The sequence below is a fragment of the Pseudoalteromonas sp. THAF3 genome, from assembly GCF_009363775.1.
Lineage (GTDB): Bacteria > Pseudomonadota > Gammaproteobacteria > Enterobacterales > Alteromonadaceae > Pseudoalteromonas > Pseudoalteromonas ruthenica.
Map to the genome: position 1 here is coordinate 149,296 of NZ_CP045419.1, position 17,529 is coordinate 166,824.

12 protein-coding genes and 3 tRNA genes are annotated in these 17,529 nt (G+C 46.5%); 4 read left to right on the top strand and 11 right to left on the bottom strand.

Annotated features, from left to right (window positions below; all coding sequences use genetic code 11):
• The 4 genes from FIU82_RS15785 to betI all read right to left on the bottom strand — a co-directional run bounded on the left by FIU82_RS15785 (window position 1) and on the right by betI (window position 5,085).
• A complete protein-coding gene (locus FIU82_RS15785) occupies window positions 1-1,218 on the bottom strand; it encodes a BCCT family transporter (RefSeq protein WP_022944617.1) in 1,218 nt (405 codons plus the stop codon).
• Window positions 1,219-1,341: 123 nt separating this feature from the next.
• Complete coding sequence (gene betA / locus FIU82_RS15790) at window positions 1,342-3,009, bottom strand: choline dehydrogenase (RefSeq protein ID WP_152441572.1); 1,668 nt, start codon at window positions 3,007-3,009, stop codon at window positions 1,342-1,344.
• A gap of 12 nt (window positions 3,010-3,021) precedes the next feature.
• Window positions 3,022-4,485, bottom strand: coding sequence for a betaine-aldehyde dehydrogenase (gene betB / locus FIU82_RS15795; RefSeq protein ID WP_045978986.1), 1,464 nt, complete (start codon window positions 4,483-4,485; stop codon window positions 3,022-3,024).
• Window positions 4,486-5,085 carry a transcriptional regulator BetI gene (betI, locus tag FIU82_RS15800; protein WP_138509652.1) on the bottom strand — a complete coding sequence of 200 codons (600 nt, stop codon included), beginning with the start codon at window positions 5,083-5,085 and terminating at the stop codon, window positions 4,486-4,488. It lies immediately after the preceding gene.
• Window positions 5,086-5,460: 375 nt separating this feature from the next.
• Between betI and FIU82_RS15805 the strand changes: the two genes are divergently transcribed.
• Complete coding sequence (locus FIU82_RS15805; protein WP_022944621.1) at window positions 5,461-5,655, top strand: (2Fe-2S)-binding protein; 195 nt, start codon at window positions 5,461-5,463, stop codon at window positions 5,653-5,655.
• 91 nt (window positions 5,656-5,746) lie between these two features.
• Window positions 5,747-7,300 carry a phospholipase D family protein gene (locus FIU82_RS15810; RefSeq protein ID WP_130145767.1) on the top strand — a complete coding sequence of 518 codons (1,554 nt, stop codon included), beginning with the start codon at window positions 5,747-5,749 and terminating at the stop codon, window positions 7,298-7,300.
• 79 nt (window positions 7,301-7,379) lie between these two features.
• Here FIU82_RS15810 and bfr (FIU82_RS15815) read toward each other — a convergent pair whose 3' ends face one another.
• The 7 genes from bfr (FIU82_RS15815) to FIU82_RS15845 all read right to left on the bottom strand — a co-directional run bounded on the left by bfr (FIU82_RS15815) (window position 7,380) and on the right by FIU82_RS15845 (window position 13,373).
• Window positions 7,380-7,844: a bacterioferritin gene (gene bfr / locus FIU82_RS15815; RefSeq protein ID WP_022944623.1), complete on the bottom strand. Its 465-nt coding sequence runs from the start codon at window positions 7,842-7,844 to the stop codon at window positions 7,380-7,382.
• A gap of 2 nt (window positions 7,845-7,846) precedes the next feature.
• Window positions 7,847-8,329 carry a bacterioferritin gene (bfr, locus tag FIU82_RS15820; RefSeq protein WP_130145765.1) on the bottom strand — a complete coding sequence of 161 codons (483 nt, stop codon included), beginning with the start codon at window positions 8,327-8,329 and terminating at the stop codon, window positions 7,847-7,849.
• 224 nt (window positions 8,330-8,553) lie between these two features.
• Window positions 8,554-10,647 carry a TonB-dependent receptor gene (locus FIU82_RS15825; RefSeq protein ID WP_152441921.1) on the bottom strand — a complete coding sequence of 698 codons (2,094 nt, stop codon included), beginning with the start codon at window positions 10,645-10,647 and terminating at the stop codon, window positions 8,554-8,556.
• A 223-nt stretch (window positions 10,648-10,870) separates the two neighbouring features.
• Window positions 10,871-12,805: an EAL domain-containing protein gene (locus FIU82_RS15830; protein WP_152441573.1), complete on the bottom strand. Its 1,935-nt coding sequence runs from the start codon at window positions 12,803-12,805 to the stop codon at window positions 10,871-10,873.
• Window positions 12,806-13,097: 292 nt separating this feature from the next.
• Window positions 13,098-13,174, bottom strand: a tRNA-Asn gene (locus tag FIU82_RS15835).
• Window positions 13,175-13,194: 20 nt separating this feature from the next.
• Window positions 13,195-13,271 (bottom strand) — tRNA-Asn (locus FIU82_RS15840).
• A gap of 25 nt (window positions 13,272-13,296) precedes the next feature.
• Window positions 13,297-13,373: transfer RNA gene (locus FIU82_RS15845), tRNA-Asn, on the bottom strand.
• A gap of 719 nt (window positions 13,374-14,092) precedes the next feature.
• On the opposite strand from FIU82_RS15845, the gene FIU82_RS15850 reads away from it, so the two are divergent.
• Together FIU82_RS15850 and uvrB are read left to right on the top strand one after the other, a co-directional pair.
• Window positions 14,093-15,463 carry an MATE family efflux transporter gene (locus tag FIU82_RS15850; RefSeq protein WP_138587539.1) on the top strand — a complete coding sequence of 457 codons (1,371 nt, stop codon included), beginning with the start codon at window positions 14,093-14,095 and terminating at the stop codon, window positions 15,461-15,463.
• A gap of 12 nt (window positions 15,464-15,475) precedes the next feature.
• The gene (gene uvrB, locus FIU82_RS15855) at window positions 15,476-17,482 is read left to right on the top strand and encodes an excinuclease ABC subunit UvrB (RefSeq protein WP_022944495.1); all 2,007 of its coding nucleotides are present in this window, start codon (window positions 15,476-15,478) and stop codon (window positions 17,480-17,482) included.
• Window positions 17,483-17,529: the final 47 nt, after the last annotated feature.

Sequence of the window (17,529 nt, forward strand, 5' to 3'; positions counted from 1 at the left end):
CTAATGTACGGATTCTATTTTTTTATAATCAAGACGGTTTTCTTTTGGTGAGCTATCGATGTTGCTCACGGTTTTGAATTTGGTGTACAAAATGTAGCCTAAACAACTAAAGAATAGACCAATTACCAAGGCACCGACCCATTGGATTTGTAAGAAGTCAAAAGTAAACAACAGTGTCAGCGCTGCTAAGGCTAGAAAATGGAAGCCCATGTAACGCCATTTACCCAGACGCTTAGTCGTCAGATTGAGGTTGTCACTATAAAGACGGATTAATGAGTCCAACGAGTTGATCACGAAGATAATGCCGACAAACACCATGGCGAAGTTACGGATACCCGTCGTATCTAGCCCTGCATCGTGATAGTGGTATAACACCGCAAACCACAGCGCAATTGGAATAGAGGGGAAGATCAACATCGCTGCTAGCACCTGATAGGTTTTAAGACCACCGACAAAGCGGGCGGTAAATTGGCCAATCATGATGCTCCATGCGAACCACCAAAACAGGTAGAAGGCGTGGTAATCATTGATAGGGAAGATAAATTCGTGGATGTTGCCAAAATAGCCTCCCAGCATGGCCACTGACTGAGCGTACTCACCCATGGCGCTATCACCCCATAAGAAGGCGCTGCCCCACATAAAGGCGATAAGGCCAATAAAGACCCACGTCGTGGATACACTCAATACACGTACATATTTAATGTCGGTACTGGAGTAAACAGAAAAGGCAATAGCGGCAAAGACAATGAGGTAAAATAACGGAATGATGCTCTCGCCATCACCGATGCTAGGCAAATACCATGGTAAGTTGGCCAACAATAATGAAGCGGTAAAGGCACAAGTGCCAATAATCACCACGTTATTAATAAACTTCACCCAAGGGATCTCAAAGAACTTTACTTTGGGCTCAATTACGCAGAAATAAAAGCAGGTGAGGAAGTAAAAACTCCAGATGAAAAAGCCCCAAAAACCAAACTCAATGGCGAGCGGGTTAGTGAATGCATATTCTGGGCTTGCGTTTATGTCTGCATAACCGCCAAACTCGGTCAATGGGAACATGATCAGTCCCACATCCAGGCCGGAGGTGAACAAGATAGCAATAAAGGTGAAGGTTCGTACTGGGGTGACACCCACGCACTGCACATTCCCCCATTTCGCCAAGATAAAGACGATAGCGAGTAGGGTAAATAAAATGCCAGCACTAAGCCATAAAGTCATTATCACCCTCCCAATATAAGTAGAAATAGTTCATATTTTCTCCATTTTGTTGTTTTTAAAATATAAGGCGCCCAGGGCGCAGCTATTGAGCTGCACCAAGAAAGCCTTGTGAAATCGTATTAGTTACAGAGTTTGGCTACGCTGTCGCTGCTGCCATTGCGGGTCGTTGACCACTTCAACATGCTGCGACGCAAGCGGAGTCTTTCCTAAGATATGGTCGGCTGCCTTTTCCGCTACCATAATGGTGGGCGCATTTAAGTTGCCATTAGGAATGGTCGGGAAAATTGAGGAGTCAACCACACGCAGACCCTCAAGACCATGTACCTTTGCCTGACTATCAACCACGGCCATTTCATCTTCACCCATTTTGCACGAGCAAGAAGGGTGGTAGGCACTTTCAACGGCTTGGCGCACAAAGGCATCAATTTGCTCATCTGTTTGCACATCAGTACCCGGTTGAATTTCCTCATCGCGGAATGCATCAAATGCATTTTGATTGATAATTTCGCGCGTTAGGCGCACGCAGGCACGAAAGCCTTCGATATCGTCCGGGTGTTGAAGGTAATTAAATTGAATTTTTGGCGCACAGTCAGGGTCGCTGTTTTTAACCAACACATGACCACGACTTTTCGGCTTATTGTGACCAATATGGACTTGGAAGCCATGGCCAGCGAAGGCACTCTTGCCATCGTAACGAATCGCCGCAGGTAAAAAATGATACTGTAGGTCAGGCCACTCAACCCCTTCTTTAGAGCGAATAAAGCCACAAGATTCAAAGTGGTTGGTCGCCCCTAAGCCATCTTTGAATAATAACCAGCGGGCCCCGATCATGGCTTTTGAAAACAGCCCAAGCTTGCCATTGAGGGTAATAGGTTGCTTACACTTAAATTGGAAATAAAACTCCAAGTGATCTTGCAGGTTCTGGCCCACACCGGGTAAATGGTGTGTACACTGAATACCGGCATTATCTAAATGGGCTTTGTCACCGATGCCAGACAACTGCAACAAATGTGGAGAGCCAATGGGCCCGGCACTTAAAATCACTTCTTTGTTGGCCATGGCTTTATGAACTTTGCCACCAACGCGATACTGAATACCACGAGCTTGTTTGCCCTCTAGTAACACTTTTTGCGCTTTCGCATGAGTGACGATGGTGAGGTTGCTGCGTTCTTTGACCGGATCCAGATAGGCACGCGCCGCCGAACAACGTTTGCCGTCTTTTACGGTCATGTGCATAGGGCCAAAGCCCTCTTGCTGAGCACCATTATAATCTTTGCTAAAGGCATAGCCTGCTTGCTGACCGGCATCAACAAAGGCTTTATATAACGGGTTTTTCATGTCGTTGCCATTATTTACGCCCAATGGACCATCGCCACCACGATAGCTGTCACCGCCGAGGTACCACTGCTCGGCCTTTTTGAAATAAGGTAAGCAGTCCTGATAGCTCCAGCCTTGTGCACCGTGTTGTTGCCATTCGTCAAAGTCTTTGGCGTGACCGCGTACATACACCATGCCGTTGATAGACGATGAGCCACCGAGTACTTTGCCGCGAGGACAATGCATTTTGCGATTGTCTAAATACGGCTCTGCCTCAGTGTGGAATTGCCAAGCATATTTGCTGGTATTCATAGGGATAGACAGCGCCGTAGGCATTTGAATAAAAATACTTTTATCACTGCCGCCGGTCTCAAGTAACAACACCCGGTTGTTACTATCGGCACTCAGGCGGTTTGCCAGTACACAACCCGCTGAACCGGCGCCAACGATAATATAATCAAATTCGCTGTTCATGATGACACCTCCTTAAAACGGGCTCTCAAGTTGGTTCATACCCACGTACACCGATTTCGTTTGTAGGTATTGGTTGATAGCCTCTAAGCCATTCTCGCGGCCGATGCCCGATAGCTTATAGCCGCCCACAGGCATTTCTGCCGGGGAGGCGCCATAAGCATTAATCCAACAAATACCAGCCTCAAGCTGGTGGATCACACGGTGGGCGCGGCGTAGATCTTGGCTCATTACACCAGCGGCTAGGCCCATAGGTGTGTTATTAGCGCGCTCAATGACTTCTTGCTCGTCATCAAACACTAAGACACTCATAACCGGACCAAAGATTTCTTCGCGACAAATAGTCATGTTGTCATCGCAATCGGTAAATACGGTTGGGGCAACAAAATAGCCTTGCGGCGCACTTGTTGGGGTCAGCGCATGACCGCCGATAGCAACGGTAGCCCCTTCTTGTTTACCCTTGTCAATGTACTCAAGCACAAGCTGTTGATGCTTTTTCGAGATCAGCGCGCCTAAGTTCACCTCAGGGTCTAACGGATCGCCGGCAATAATATTCTTTTGTGTGCGCTCGAGCAGTTCACTCATAAACTGCTCATAAACACCACGCTGCACAAATACACGAGTACAGTTTGTGCACACTTCACCTTGGGTGTAGAAGTTGCCAAGCATTGCGGCACTGACCGCTTCGCTAATATCGGCATCATCAAATACCAACAGTGGCGATTTGCCGCCGAGCTCCATGGTGACGTCTTTTAAGTTGCTGGCGGCGCTTTGCATTACTTTTTTACCTGTGCCCACTTCGCCGGTGAAAGAGACCTTCTCGATTTCTGAGTGGGTTGTAAGCCACTGACCCACCTCGGCGGCGCCATGGACGACATTGAAAACCCCTGCTGGAACGCCGGCTTCAATGAAAATCTCCGCTAACATGTTGGCGCCTTTTGGGGTTTCTTCCGAAGGCTTAAAAATCATGGCGTTACCTGCGGCCAAGGCGGGTGCAGATTTCCAACACGCGATTTGCAGGGGGTAGTTCCATGCGCCGATACCGGCACACACCCCTAACGCCTCTTTGCGGGTATAATAAAAATCGCCGGCAACCTCTTGCTGCTGGCCGACTACGGTGGGCGCTAATGAGGCAAAGTACTCAATGGCGTCGGCACCGGTGACTACATCGACGCACTCGGCTTCTTGCCACGGTTTACCGGTATCTAATACTTCAATTTTTGCCAGCTCATCGTTACGCTCGCGTAACAACGCCACCGCTTTGTGCAAAATGCGGGCACGCTCGATAGGCTGCATCGCTGACCACTGCGCGAAACCAGCTTTAGCGCTGTCGATGGCGGCCTGTTGGATATGCTCATCGGCCACTTCGACCTGATAGATGACCTCGTCAGTTGCTGGGTTAATGACATCAAACACATCGCCACTGGCGTTGGCCATGGGGGCACCATCAATAAAATTTTGTAAGCGAGGGTAAGACATTTACTGTTCTCCAAATTGCGCTATCAGGGTATCGATATAACTTTTACTTAACTGCTCAGCGTGATGAAAGTCATCGGCTTCACCGCGGCTGAGTACACAGCGTAGCCATAATCCGTCAATCATGCCTGCGGCCAACTCGGCGGCCTGCTTGGCTTTGTCGCGTGGCATCAGGGTATTAAACGACACCTGTAAATTACTGCGTAAGCGACGACTGTTGACCTGCTGCAGTCGGAATAGGGCAGGGTCGTGCAATGACTGCGCCCAAAAGCTCAGCCAAGTTCGGGTACTATCATGCTGTTGCTGTACGGGAGCAAAGTTTGACTCAACGATTAAGTTTAGTCGCTCTCGGGGACTGAGCGTGTTGTCAGCGGTGGTCTTCGCCAGCAAGTTAATTTTCAGCTGGGTTAATAAGTAACGCACCGTTGCTTCAATCAAACCTTGTTTACCACCAAAGTAATGGCTAATGATGCCCGAAGATAATCCGGCACGTTTGCTAATGCTGTTGATGGTGGTGGCATGTAAGCCAAGCTCAGCAACTGAGTTTAAAGTGGCGTCGATTAACTGTTGACGCCGCACAGGTTCCATTCCGACTTTAGGCATATTTTTATTAATTGACCGTTCAATTAAAATAAAGATTAATAGTTTGAGCTGAAATGATCAAGCTTCAGAGTTTGTTCAGATCAAAACGTAGGCAAAGATCTATGTTGACTAGGAGGCAAATTTTCACTGGTCGGTGAATTGAGAAATATCAATTTAAAACATTGAGTTATAGGTATATCAAAGTGCTTTTTTGGTGGCGGGTACAACTCGAGAATAGAGATACAAAATTTTTTTATCAGCACCAATGATTAGATGTCTAATTGCTTGTTAGCAAAGTGTAGATAGCGCAATAAAACAGCAACAATTTTTTATTGATAACTATTTTTGTTTAGATTAAAATAAAGCCAATAACGCAATTGAGAGTGGTTTGTATTCGTGTATATCTGTTTATGTCATGGTGTATCAGACAAAAAAATTGAGCAGGCGATTGATGATGGAGCCCGTTCAATGCGCGATCTTACAAAAGAACTAAAGGTTGGTTCGCAGTGTGGCAAATGCTGCAATTGCACCAAAAAAATTCTTAACCAAAAGCTGATTGATATTGTTGATGTGACTGACGACGTCGCTTAATCCCTATAGCGACGTATGATCCTCCTACCTCCTTTTATATCCCCCTGAATTTGTTATAGTAACAATAGACTACGTTGCTTAGGTAATCACAATGGATGCCCTTATCAACGCGCGTTTATTACTTGTCTTTGCCGTGGTGGTGGTTGCCGGTTGCGTAGCCCCTAAAGCGTATAACGTGCACAACTTAGATGATGCCAGTTATTCCATGCCAGCGAAGGGAACAGCTTTGATATCGAATGTTATAGACGAACAGCCCAGCCCTGAACTGTCGGGGTTTTATCCCTTGATTGATGGCCTAGATGCCTTCGCTGCACGTATTGCGCTGATAGAGACAGCGCAATACTCTGTCGATTTACAGTACTATTTGTATCATCGCGAAGAAACCTCACAGCTGTTGAGTGCCTATTTATTGCGTGCTGCCGAGCGTGGCGTGCGAGTTCGCCTGTTACTTGATGACCTATCTCAAGCGAACTTAGAGCAAGATTTAAGTGCTTTGGCGGTGCATAACAACGTTGAAGTGAGACTGTTTAATCCTTTGAATCACAGGCGGTTGCGGTTCTTAAGTTTTATCACTGATTATTCCCGTGTATCGCGGCGTATGCACAATAAGAGCTTTATCGTTGACAGCGAGCTCTTCATTACTGGGGGGCGGAACATTGGCAACGCCTATTTTTCCGGTGATCATAACTCACAATTTGTTGACTTTGACGTACTGGGTGTCGGCCCAATCGTTGATAAGGCAACCATGGCTTTCGACTTATATTGGAATCATCCACTCGCTGAGGATATCAATGAATTGTCTGGCAGTGCTGACAGCCAAGATTTGGCGCAGTTATCAAGCCGCTTAAGTCGTTACGTTAGCACCGCATTTCACAACGAAAGCCCCTATATTCAAAGGCTTAAAGAGTCCACTTTGGTACAAACATTGGTTAACGGTAAGCTGTCTATGGACTGGGCAGAAGCGCAGTTATATGTTGATGACCCTAATAAGCTGTTAACCGATAGCCGTAATAATAGTACGCACATGGCACCGAAGCTGTTTGCAGCCATGGGAGAGCCTCGCCAGCGTGTGAACATTATCTCCCCTTATTTCATTCCCAAAGATAAAGGATTAGAGCTCATTAAGAAATGGCGTGAGCAGGGGGTTGCTGTGACTGTTCTCACCAATTCGCTTGCCGCCACCGATGTGCCGGTTGTGCATGCTGGGTATGCCGACTATCGCCAGCAGCTGTTGGCTATGGGCGTCGAATTATGGGAGCTTAAGCGTAATCTGGACTTAGCCGCGCAGCAACCGAAGCGTAAAGGGTTTCGTGGCTCTTCCACTGCCAGCTTGCACGCCAAAAGCATGACCATGGATGATGACAAAATATTTGTAGGTTCGCTAAATCTAGACCCGCGCTCGTTTAATTTAAACACAGAGCAAGGACTGTTGATTCACTCCGAGCGTATGAATCGCTTATTAAGTCGATGGATCACAACGGAAATGCCTAAATATGCGTGGCAACTAAGCCTCGACGAGCAGGGCGATATTGTGTGGCAAGACAGAAAGAACCAACAGCGATTGACCACTGAGCCTGATACCAGTGCATGGTTGCGTTTTAAAGTATGGCTTATGTCTTTATTGCCGATAGAAGATGTTCTTTAGCACAGCTATGTTGGCCACACTTAAATAAAAAAGCCGCAACTAAGCGGCTTTTTTTAATGAAGATCAGGCGCGGCAAGGATTACATCTGCGATTGCAGATAGTTTTCGAGGCCCGTGGCCTTGATTAGATGTTGCTGCGTTTCCAGCCAATCTATTTGCTCTTCCTGCTCATTTTGAATTGCATCTAGCGCCTCACGGCTGATGTAATCTAAACGCTCTTCGGCAAGCTTTACCGCTGCCTGCAAGTCCTTTAATGACTCCAGCTCAAAATGCATGTTGGCAGCTATCATCTCTTCAACATTTTCACCAATACGCAGGCGCCCTAAATCCTGTAGGTTAGGAAGCCCCTCTAAAAACAGAATGCGCTCGATAAGTCTATCGGCATTTTTCATTTTCTGGATAGACACCTTGTAATCTGCTTTATCTAATTTGCTAAAACCAAAATCTTTAAACATGCGCGCATGCAAAAAATATTGATTAATGCCTACTAGCTCATTTGCGAGCACTTGGTTTAAGGCTGCAATGACGTCTTTATCACCTTTCATAATTAAGCCTCAGACTCACCCATTTGCGATTGTTGATAATTTTGAATACCGATCTTCTCAATGAGGCCAAGTTGCTGTTCAAGCCAATAAACATGGTCCTCTTCGGTATCAAACAAGAGCTTCTCAAGTACTTCGCGAGATTGATAGTCTTGTTCTTCTTCGCAAATTTTGATGGTTTCTTTAACACACTGTACAACCTCAAGCTCAAGTTTAAGGTCGTTGGCCATCATCTCTTTGACGTTGCTACCAACAAGCAGAGCTCGACGTTTAGTTAAATCGGGCACGCCTTCTAAAAATAAAATACGCTTGATAAGCCAGTCAGCGTGTTGCGTCTCCTCGTCGCGCTCGTGCTCCAAACGTTCATAAAGTTTATTTAAACCCCAGTCTTCGTACATGCGCGAATGAATGAAATATTGGTCAATTGCGGCCAGCTCATTTGCAAGCAGCTTATTGAATGCGTCTATAACTCGTTGTTTACCTTGCATTTGCCATAATCTCCTTAGAAAGATGTAGCCCTAGTGTAGTCGATCTTATGAATAAATCAAATTTTTATATATAAATCATAGGGTTACAATTAAAAAGTATTCGCATTCAAGTTTCGATTAATGCTTGTGAGTGATTCTTTTTTAACCGCAGTGAGACAGGCAGAATAAAAAAGCCGGTAAACCGGCTTTGCACTGTTGATACAACTGGATTGCTTATTGCCGCCCTAGAATTGGTAATGGATACCGGCGGTGATTGTGGTGCCTAAACCTTTTATATTGTAGCCGCCATAGGTGTAAGCTTGCGCTCTTGCGGGATAGTAATCGCGGTTTAGAAGGTTTTCGATGCCCAAATAGGCGTTGGCGCTTGAATTGAATTGCCAATTACCGCTGAGGTTCATGACAAAATAATCGTCAATCGGCCCTTGATCGCCAACATACTCGCCAGCATCGTTGGCGGTAAACCGTTTGCGGCTTCCCACGTATAAGGTTGATAACGTGAGCGCGGCATCATCTGTAGCTTGCCATTGTAGGTTCACAGTCGCCTTGGGTGGACTAATTTGTTTGCCTCCGAGATAAATATCTTCAGCCGTGTTTTTGCCTTCGACATAAGAATAGGTGGCAGTGGCTCGCCAAGCAGGGTGAAAGCGGTAATCCACTAGCGCTTCATACCCCCAAATCTCCTGTGGAGCACGTACAGGCATGTATACGCCAGTGGCTTCATCAAAACGGTTAGTGGTTCCCAAATCAGAGGTGCTGCGATATAAAGACGCTTCAATTCGCAGGCTATCAAGTACCGACGTAAAGCCCACTTCGTAATTGTCGATAAGCGCGGCTTCAGTGCGGATCAGAGCAATATCATCCACGGTAGCGCTACGCAGCAAGCGGCCGATATCCGAGATATCTGCACCTTGAGAGTAACTAAAAAACGGACTAAATTGCTCATACGCATTATATTTTAGCCCGACATTGTAGGTGGTGGCTGTGTAATTGAGGGTGTCACCACGCACTTCGAACGCCACAGAGCATTGCTGGGCGTTGCGGCACAGTTTAAGGGTACGGTAATCATCAACTTCGAGGTCGATGTCCTCATGGCGTACACCGGCTTTGATAACATAGTCATCAAACATCACCCATTTACTTTGAAAAAAGCCGGCAAGGTTGCTCATGTCCATTTCTGGGACCCACTCACGGCCATCAACTAAGGGTTGAGATGTGGTGTCTTGCAGCGCATCAATACCATAAATAAAGGTGGCTTCGGTGTTGTCAAAATCTATCAAGGTATTCAACGTGGCGCGCAGGCCCTGCTTCTGCGAGGCAATGATCGACTGACCGCCCTCATAACCCTCATCTGGGTTGGCAAGATTTGGAGAGAAGAAGAACACGTTTTCAATATCTTGCGCATATAAGTCTAGAGTCAGTGCGGTGTGCGCGAAGATAGCGTTATCGGTGTACTTAAGCATGGCATTGGTGTTGCCACTTGGGCCTTGAGGACGACCTTGCTTTTGCTGTGCTGGCGGCACATGAATGGCGTAGGATTTATCGCCAGAATTGACGTTACCAAAGACATCGCCTAAATCTGTTTTTTGTTGCGACTTATAGTAGTTGTAAGTAAAGGCGAGGGCCTTATCTGCATCAAAGTCGTAACCTAATTTGGTGAAGTAATTGTGCGTTTGTACGTCACTGAGTCCGTATTGCAAGCCAAGAATATCGCCTTCGGCGTCGCGCTGTACGCCATTTTCTTCATAGCTGATTGTCGCTAAATAAGAAAACTTGTTTGCCCGGCCACTGACCGAACCCTCGATGCGTGCACCTAAGGTTTCATCCGCTTTGACGGCACTGAATCGTGTTGACACATCAAGCTCTGCGCTAAAATCATCAGCCGTTGTCGGTTTTTTGGTAATGTAATTGATCACTCCGCCTGCAGCGCCATTGCCATATACTGAGGTGGCCCCTTTGATGACTTCAATGCGTTCAATAACGCTTGGGTCGAGTGTGCGTATGCCCAAAGAGCCATTACGCAGCGGCGTGGACTGAGGGACACCGTCAATCATCACTAAAGGTGCTCTGCCGCGCAACGTTTGCCCGGTGTTACTTGAACTATTTGTGCTTGGCGCCATGCCTGGCACCATCATTTGCAAAAGGTTTTGTAATTCTGGATTAACCTTAAGCTGGGCCTCAATTTGTTCTCGAGTGATCACCGTCACCGATGCTGGCACTTCGTCAATATTTTCTATGACACGGCTACCAGTCACAATAATATGTTCTAAGTTTTCATTGTTATTTTGTTTGGCGATGACGTTGCCACTGAGAGCAAGCATAATTAGAGAAAAGGGAAAGCGCACGTATTGTCCTTGTTGTACTAAAATGGAGGGGCGAATGATAATTAATATCACTAACGATGACAAGGTGAAAAAGACGTCATCCGACCATATGCATTTAGTCGTGGTAACTTGTACACAGCGGGCAGAGCAAACTTGCTTTTACACGCGATGTTGCATGTCTGCTCTTAGAGGCTGGGGTAAGTGTAGGAAAGGAGCTGTGTTACAGCTCCCGAGGTTTTTCAATGTAGTAGCCTTGTGCACCATCAAGACAAAGCTGCTCGATAATATGCTTCTCTTCTTGGCTCTCAACGCCTTCAGCGAATACTTTAACGCCAATACGGTGCGCTAAATCAACCATTAATCGCATGAAGTACTGGTTATTCTTATCGTCTTCTAGGCCGCGCGTGTAGCTGGCATCCATTTTGATAAAGTCTGGTTTTAACTCTCGGAAAAACTTAAATGACGTTAGCCCTACGCCAAACTTCTCTACGGTAATACGAGCGCCTGCGCGATGCAGCATGGTAATAAAGCGTTTGCTCGCGCCGATGTTTTGTTGCAGTCCCAGCTCTGAAATTTCAAAGATGAGACGAGCTGCCAATTCGCCTTCTTTCATCAGTCGACGCTCAAGCCAGATCACAAATTTATCATCATGGGCGCTTGCGGCTGACACGTTGAGCCCAAAATACTGCGCGTTGAGGTTTTTACTTTTCATTGCCCGAAAAGCATGTTCGATGATCATCTGATCCAGTTCAACCGATTTTCCTAACTGATCGGCCATCGCCATAAACGAAGAGGTCGGTAAGATATGCTCTTCCTCATCGCGAAATCGCGCCTGAATCTCTGAGTAGGCATTGTTGCTTTTACCTAGCGGCATAATGGCTTGGATCACTAAGGTCACACTTTGCTTATCGAGTAAATCGTTGATCATTTTGCGCCAATTTTGCGACCCTTGATTGCTGCTGGCGCTCATATCCTCTTGGCGTTGAATGTGCCAAGCGTTATTTTGTTTGCTCTGGGCAATATTCATCGCCACATCAACATTCGCCAGTAGCTCGCCTAGGGGTTTATTTTGTTCATAGGAGACAATGCCGGTGTAAGCGACAGAGGTTAGATCATGGATTTTCTGATACTGGTTTAGCTTAGACTGAACATTGTTAGCAAAGCGCTCCGCTTCTTTTAGCGGAATATTAGGTAACACCACGGCAAAATCTGAGCTGTTAAGACGAAATACGCTGCTGCCACGATAACTGCCGACCACGGCGCTGAGCATCTCAGCAATACTGCGAATGTACTCATCGCCTTGCTGGTAACCGCTGCGCTGGTTGATGTGCTGCAATTCGGTGCCTCGTACCAGGGCGATACAGCCAAAACAATCGCCCTGAACGTGTTCAATGTGACGTTCGTAATACTCTACGAACATGTTGCGATTACCCAGTTCGGTGACTACGTCTTTATAGGCCTCTTTTTTTATTTCCACTGCCGAGCTGGCAATATTGTCGAGTTGCGAGCCTAAGTATGTTGATAGGCGATTGAGGGCAGGGGAGATTTGACTGGCTAGCCGCTGCTTTTGGCTATCGTCAGAGAATGCACGGCTACTGGTATCTGGCACCACGCCATTGCTGACGAATTGGTCGATTATCGCTGAAATCATATCAGCCACATGCCGGCGGTATCCCACAAACGCCGTTTTTAAACTAGCAATAGGCAACAGTGCGAGCAGGGATATGACTAATACAAAATAAAGTAATCCAACTTCAAATGTTTTCGCTACATCGTCTAAATCGGCAATAAACTCTATGCGCAGCTCACCATTACTGCTGACTGCATACTGGCTGCGGACACTGTTGAACTGAGACTGAGCCACTTGTGAAAGTAGTGCGCTATTCTGACGATGTGTTTTGTTTGCCAATACTTCACCTTCGGCATCTCTCAGCCATAGTTTTTTCAAGTTCATGGTGGCAAACAGTTGCTCTGCCATAGCGGGAGCATCGGTGACGGTAATTTGCGGATGGCTATCTAAATACCGCTGCAAGCTTACTTGCATGTGTTCTTGCTTTTCCACACTGTAAGAGTGAAAAACCATCACATTAGCGATAATACCGGCACACAATGCCAGTAGCCATAAAGAAAATTGTAAGAGGGTGAACCGTTTCAACTTAGCTTTATCCTTATTATTTAACCAGCTAAACGATAAATCCTAATCGCGACTGAACTTTGGCAAAGAGTCCATTCACATGCGCGAGCGTGCCATGTGAGACGGCGAATTATCACAGCGGCCTAATCTCTACTAGTGTAATTTAACCGTTATTACATACAACCTTGGTGCAATGAGTTGTTATAAATCATTGACTAATGGCGCAATAATATAGCACGGCTTGAGAAAAAACACAGTACAAAGAGTAGTTTACAAAGATGAGTTTGTCTAGAAAGAGGAGATGGGTGAAAATTGGCTCCCCCTCCCCGACTCGAACGGGGGACCTGCGGATTAACAGTCCGTCGCTCTAACCAACTGAGCTAAGGGGGAACAATTTCAAAGGTAAGTAGTGGCTCCCCCTCCCCGACTCGAACGGGGGACCTGCGGATTAACAGTCCGTCGCTCTAACCAACTGAGCTAAGGGGGAACAATTACCTTATTGCTGAAAGATTTGGCTCCCCCTCCCCGACTCGAACGGGGGACCTGCGGATTAACAGTCCGTCGCTCTAACCAACTGAGCTAAGGGGGAAGCGCCTGCCTTTCAACGGGGCGAAATATTAATGACCGCGCCCTAAAGTGTCAACCAATAAAAACTCTAAAAATAAAAAAAGTAGACTGTTCGGCGCTTTTTCACTCAAATTGACTGCTTAGCGCGCAAAACAGCCTCTATTTGGGGCTGCGTTGCGCCTGTCGCAGAGCGATTTCATCAGTAATTACACTGACAAAGGGAAATAATCGAGTCTGTCAGTAACTTATACTTTCATGACTCATAGCGCAAACAACCCGAAGATGAACGTAAACTCAGTAAAAAACGAGCAAATTAGCTTAACCCCTTATAATTAAAGGGGTGGCGTAACTTATCCACGAAATCTGTGGATAAGTCTGTTTATGAATAGGGCAAGGGCAGTAGCTATCGGTATCGACAGAGAGCGAGTAAGAATGCAAGGGGAAAAGGATAAAAAATATTTTTATTTAAAATCAATTATTTGCTCTTATATTCTTTGGCGTTACTTAAAGAGCGTTTGTTATAATCTGAATTGACGATGTATTCATCTTACTGTGTAAAAAAAAGTCATTTCATCCCCAAAATGTATACATGCTGTAAATAATTTGTTTTTTACATGCTTTTGCACAAACAAGTCAGCCAAATTTAGAAAAAGATCATTTTTTATGCACCATTTAGGCGTAGCGAGGGATGCTTTGATGCTTTAGAATGGGGATTTGGAATTAGCAGCAATAAGCGTCGATATGGCTACAGCCGAAACTCATTCTTCTGATCATGCGCAACCCTCTCAGCTTCTTCATGCTGCCATTGTACCGACTTTAACGAAAATGACTGTGCCGATGATTTTTGGCATGATCTTTTTGATGATGTTTAACCTAGTTGATACATTTTTTATTAGTATGCTAGGTACACAACCTTTAGCGGCAATTAGCTTTACCTTCCCTGTGACATTCACTGTTATTAGCCTCGCTATTGGTCTAGGGATTGGGACCTCAGCGGTGATAGCTAAAGCATTGGGAGCGGGTGAGCATGCTCAAGCTCGTTTTGATGGCACGGTTGCGCTCATTGTTTCAGCGATACTTGTGCTCTTGCTATCGGTAGCAGGTTATCTCTTTAGCGAACCGTTGTTTAAGCTTCTAGGGGCCCAAGCACAGTTGCTACCCATCATCGACCAATATATGCATATTTGGTTTTTAGCCAGTGTGCTATTAGTCACGCCCATGATTGGCAATGCTATTTTGCGCGCGAATGGCGATACTAAGACGCCTAGCCTGATCATGGGCGGCTCTGGACTTATCAATGCCATACTTGATCCTGTGTTGATTTTCGGCTGGGGCCCAATTCCGGCATTAGGTGTCCAAGGCGCGGCCATTGCCAGTGCAATCTCTTGGGTTGTTGGCGTTATTTTGGTGCTGCATATTCTCATTGTGCGTCGTAAACTGCTGAGCAGTCAGTGCCGCAGTCAGAGTTTTTATGGGGCAACACGGAAGATCTTAAAAATAGGCTTTCCTGCAGCGGGTGCGAATATGCTAACGCCTCTAGCGATGGCCGTTATGACTGCTATCGTCGCTACCTTTGGAGCACCAGCGGTGGCTGCGTTCGGTGTCGGCAGCCGGATAGAGTCGATAGCGTCGTTGGTGGTGTTGGCGTTGTCAATGACATTACCGCCGTTTATCAGCCAAAACTTTGGAGCCGGAAAAATAGAGCGGGTGCGCGAGGCATACCAAAAGACCTTGCAGTTTGTCCTTATTTGGCAATTTCTCATCTACTTATTACTGTTAGCTGTGGGTCATTGGATAGCACTTGCTTTTGCCAGTGAGAGCCAAGTGCGGGAGCTGATCAGCTTATTTATTTACATTTTACCGCTATCGTATGGCCTACAAGGCGTTATTATTTTAACTAACTCCTCGTTCAATGCCTTGCACAGGCCAATGAATGCACTCGTTTTGAGCGTAATTCGATTGTTTGTCTTTTATGTGCCGATTGCCTATGTCGGCAGTTTAATCGCCGACTTAACCGGTTTATTTATTGGCGCGGCAATGGGTAATCTGTTTACTGCCGTCGTTGCGTACTTATGGTTCACCCATGAGCTTAAACGCCACAGCCAACAATAAGGAGTCTTGTTAGTGAAAGATATGTTCGAATTGGTATCAGGTTACTCGCCAAGTGGCGACCAACCTAGTGCCATTGCCCAGTTGGTCGAAGGGTTAGAAGCGGGGCTGGCTCATCAAACTTTGCTCGGCGCGACAGGAACCGGCAAGACCTTTACCATGGCTAATATTATGGCAGAGCTTAATCGCCCGACTATTATCATGGCGCACAATAAAACGCTGGCGGCGCAGTTGTATGGCGAAATGAAAGAGTTCTTTCCCAATAATGCTGTGGAATATTTCGTCTCATACTACGACTACTACCAGCCAGAAGCCTATGTAGTTGCAAGCGACACCTTTATCGAAAAAGACGCCTCCATTAATGAGCATATTGAGCAAATGCGGTTGTCGGCCACCAAAGCCTTATTAGAGCGGCGCGATGTGGTGATTGTGGCTTCCGTTTCTGCCATTTACGGTCTTGGCGATCCTGATTCCTACATGAAAATGATGCTGCTATTGAAGGTCGGAGATACCATAGACCAACGTGATATGCTGCGGCGTTTAGCTGAGTTGCAATACACCCGTAATGATATGGATTTCAGCCGGGGCACCTATCGCGTGCGTGGCGAGGTGATTGATATTTTCCCCGCTGAGTCCGATGATATTGCCGTGCGCGTCGAGATGTTTGATGATGAAATAGAGCGCTTAAGCTTATTTGATCCGCTCACCGGTCATGTGGAAAAAAACCTCGTGCGCGCCACCATCTACCCAAAAACACACTATGTTACACCCCGTGAGAAAATATTAGCGGCTATTGAGAATATCAAAACCGAATTGAAAAGCCGCCGCCAACGCTTGCTTGATGACAACCGGCTGATTGAAGAGCAGCGTATTGCACAACGCACCCAGTACGATATTGAAATGATGCAAGAGCTTGGCTATTGCAGTGGCATTGAAAACTACAGCCGTTACTTGTCGGGTCGGGCGCCAGGCGAGCCACCGCCAACCTTACTGGACTATCTCCCGGATGATGCTTTGATGATCATCGATGAGTCTCACGTTACCGTGTCACAAGTGGGGGCTATGTATCGCGGCGACCGCTCGCGCAAAGAAAATCTTGTCGAGTATGGTTTTAGATTGCCCTCGGCAATGGACAATCGGCCGCTCAAGTTTGAAGAGTTTGAGGCCATAATGCCCCAGACTATCTATGTATCTGCCACCCCAGGGGATTATGAGCTAGACAAGTCCGCAGGCGAAGTTGCTGAACAGGTGATCCGTCCTACTGGCTTGGTCGACCCGCAAATAGAAGTGCGTCCCGTGGCCACTCAGGTGGACGATTTGCTCTCTGAAATATATAAACGTGTTGAAGTGAACGAGCGGGTTTTAGTGACCACCCTAACTAAACGAATGGCAGAAGACCTTACTGATTATCTTAGCGATCATGATGTGAAGGTGCGCTATTTACACTCCGATATTGATACCGTAGAGCGCATGGAAATCATTCGCGATTTACGGGCTGGGGTATTTGATGTGCTCGTTGGCATCAACCTGCTGCGAGAGGGGTTAGACATGCCGGAAGTGTCATTGGTCGCTATTTTAGATGCCGATAAAGAAGGCTTTTTACGTTCAGCGCGCTCGCTTATTCAGACCATTGGCCGTGCAGCCCGCCATATTAACGGCCGTGCTATTTTATATGGTGATGTGATCACTCGCTCAATGCGTCAAGCCATGGACGAAACCAACCGCCGTAGAGAAAAACAAATAGCCCATAACGAAGCGCATGGGATCACCCCGCAAGCGCTGAAAAAACGCATTACCGATGTGATGGATACCGGCGAAGAGGTACAAAACAAAGCGGCGCAGGCACGCCTTAAACCGGCATCGAAAAAGGCCGGCACGACAATGGATGCCAGTGAAATAGCCAAAGAGATTAGTCGCCTAGAAGCACAAATGCACGAATTTGCTCGTGATTTGGAATTTGAAAAAGCGGCCAAAGTACGCGACCAAGTGCACGAACTGCAGCAGCAGCTTATTCATAGCTAGTGGCCATCGGCTCCTTGCATATTAGCTCGTTGGAGGCTATAAACTAA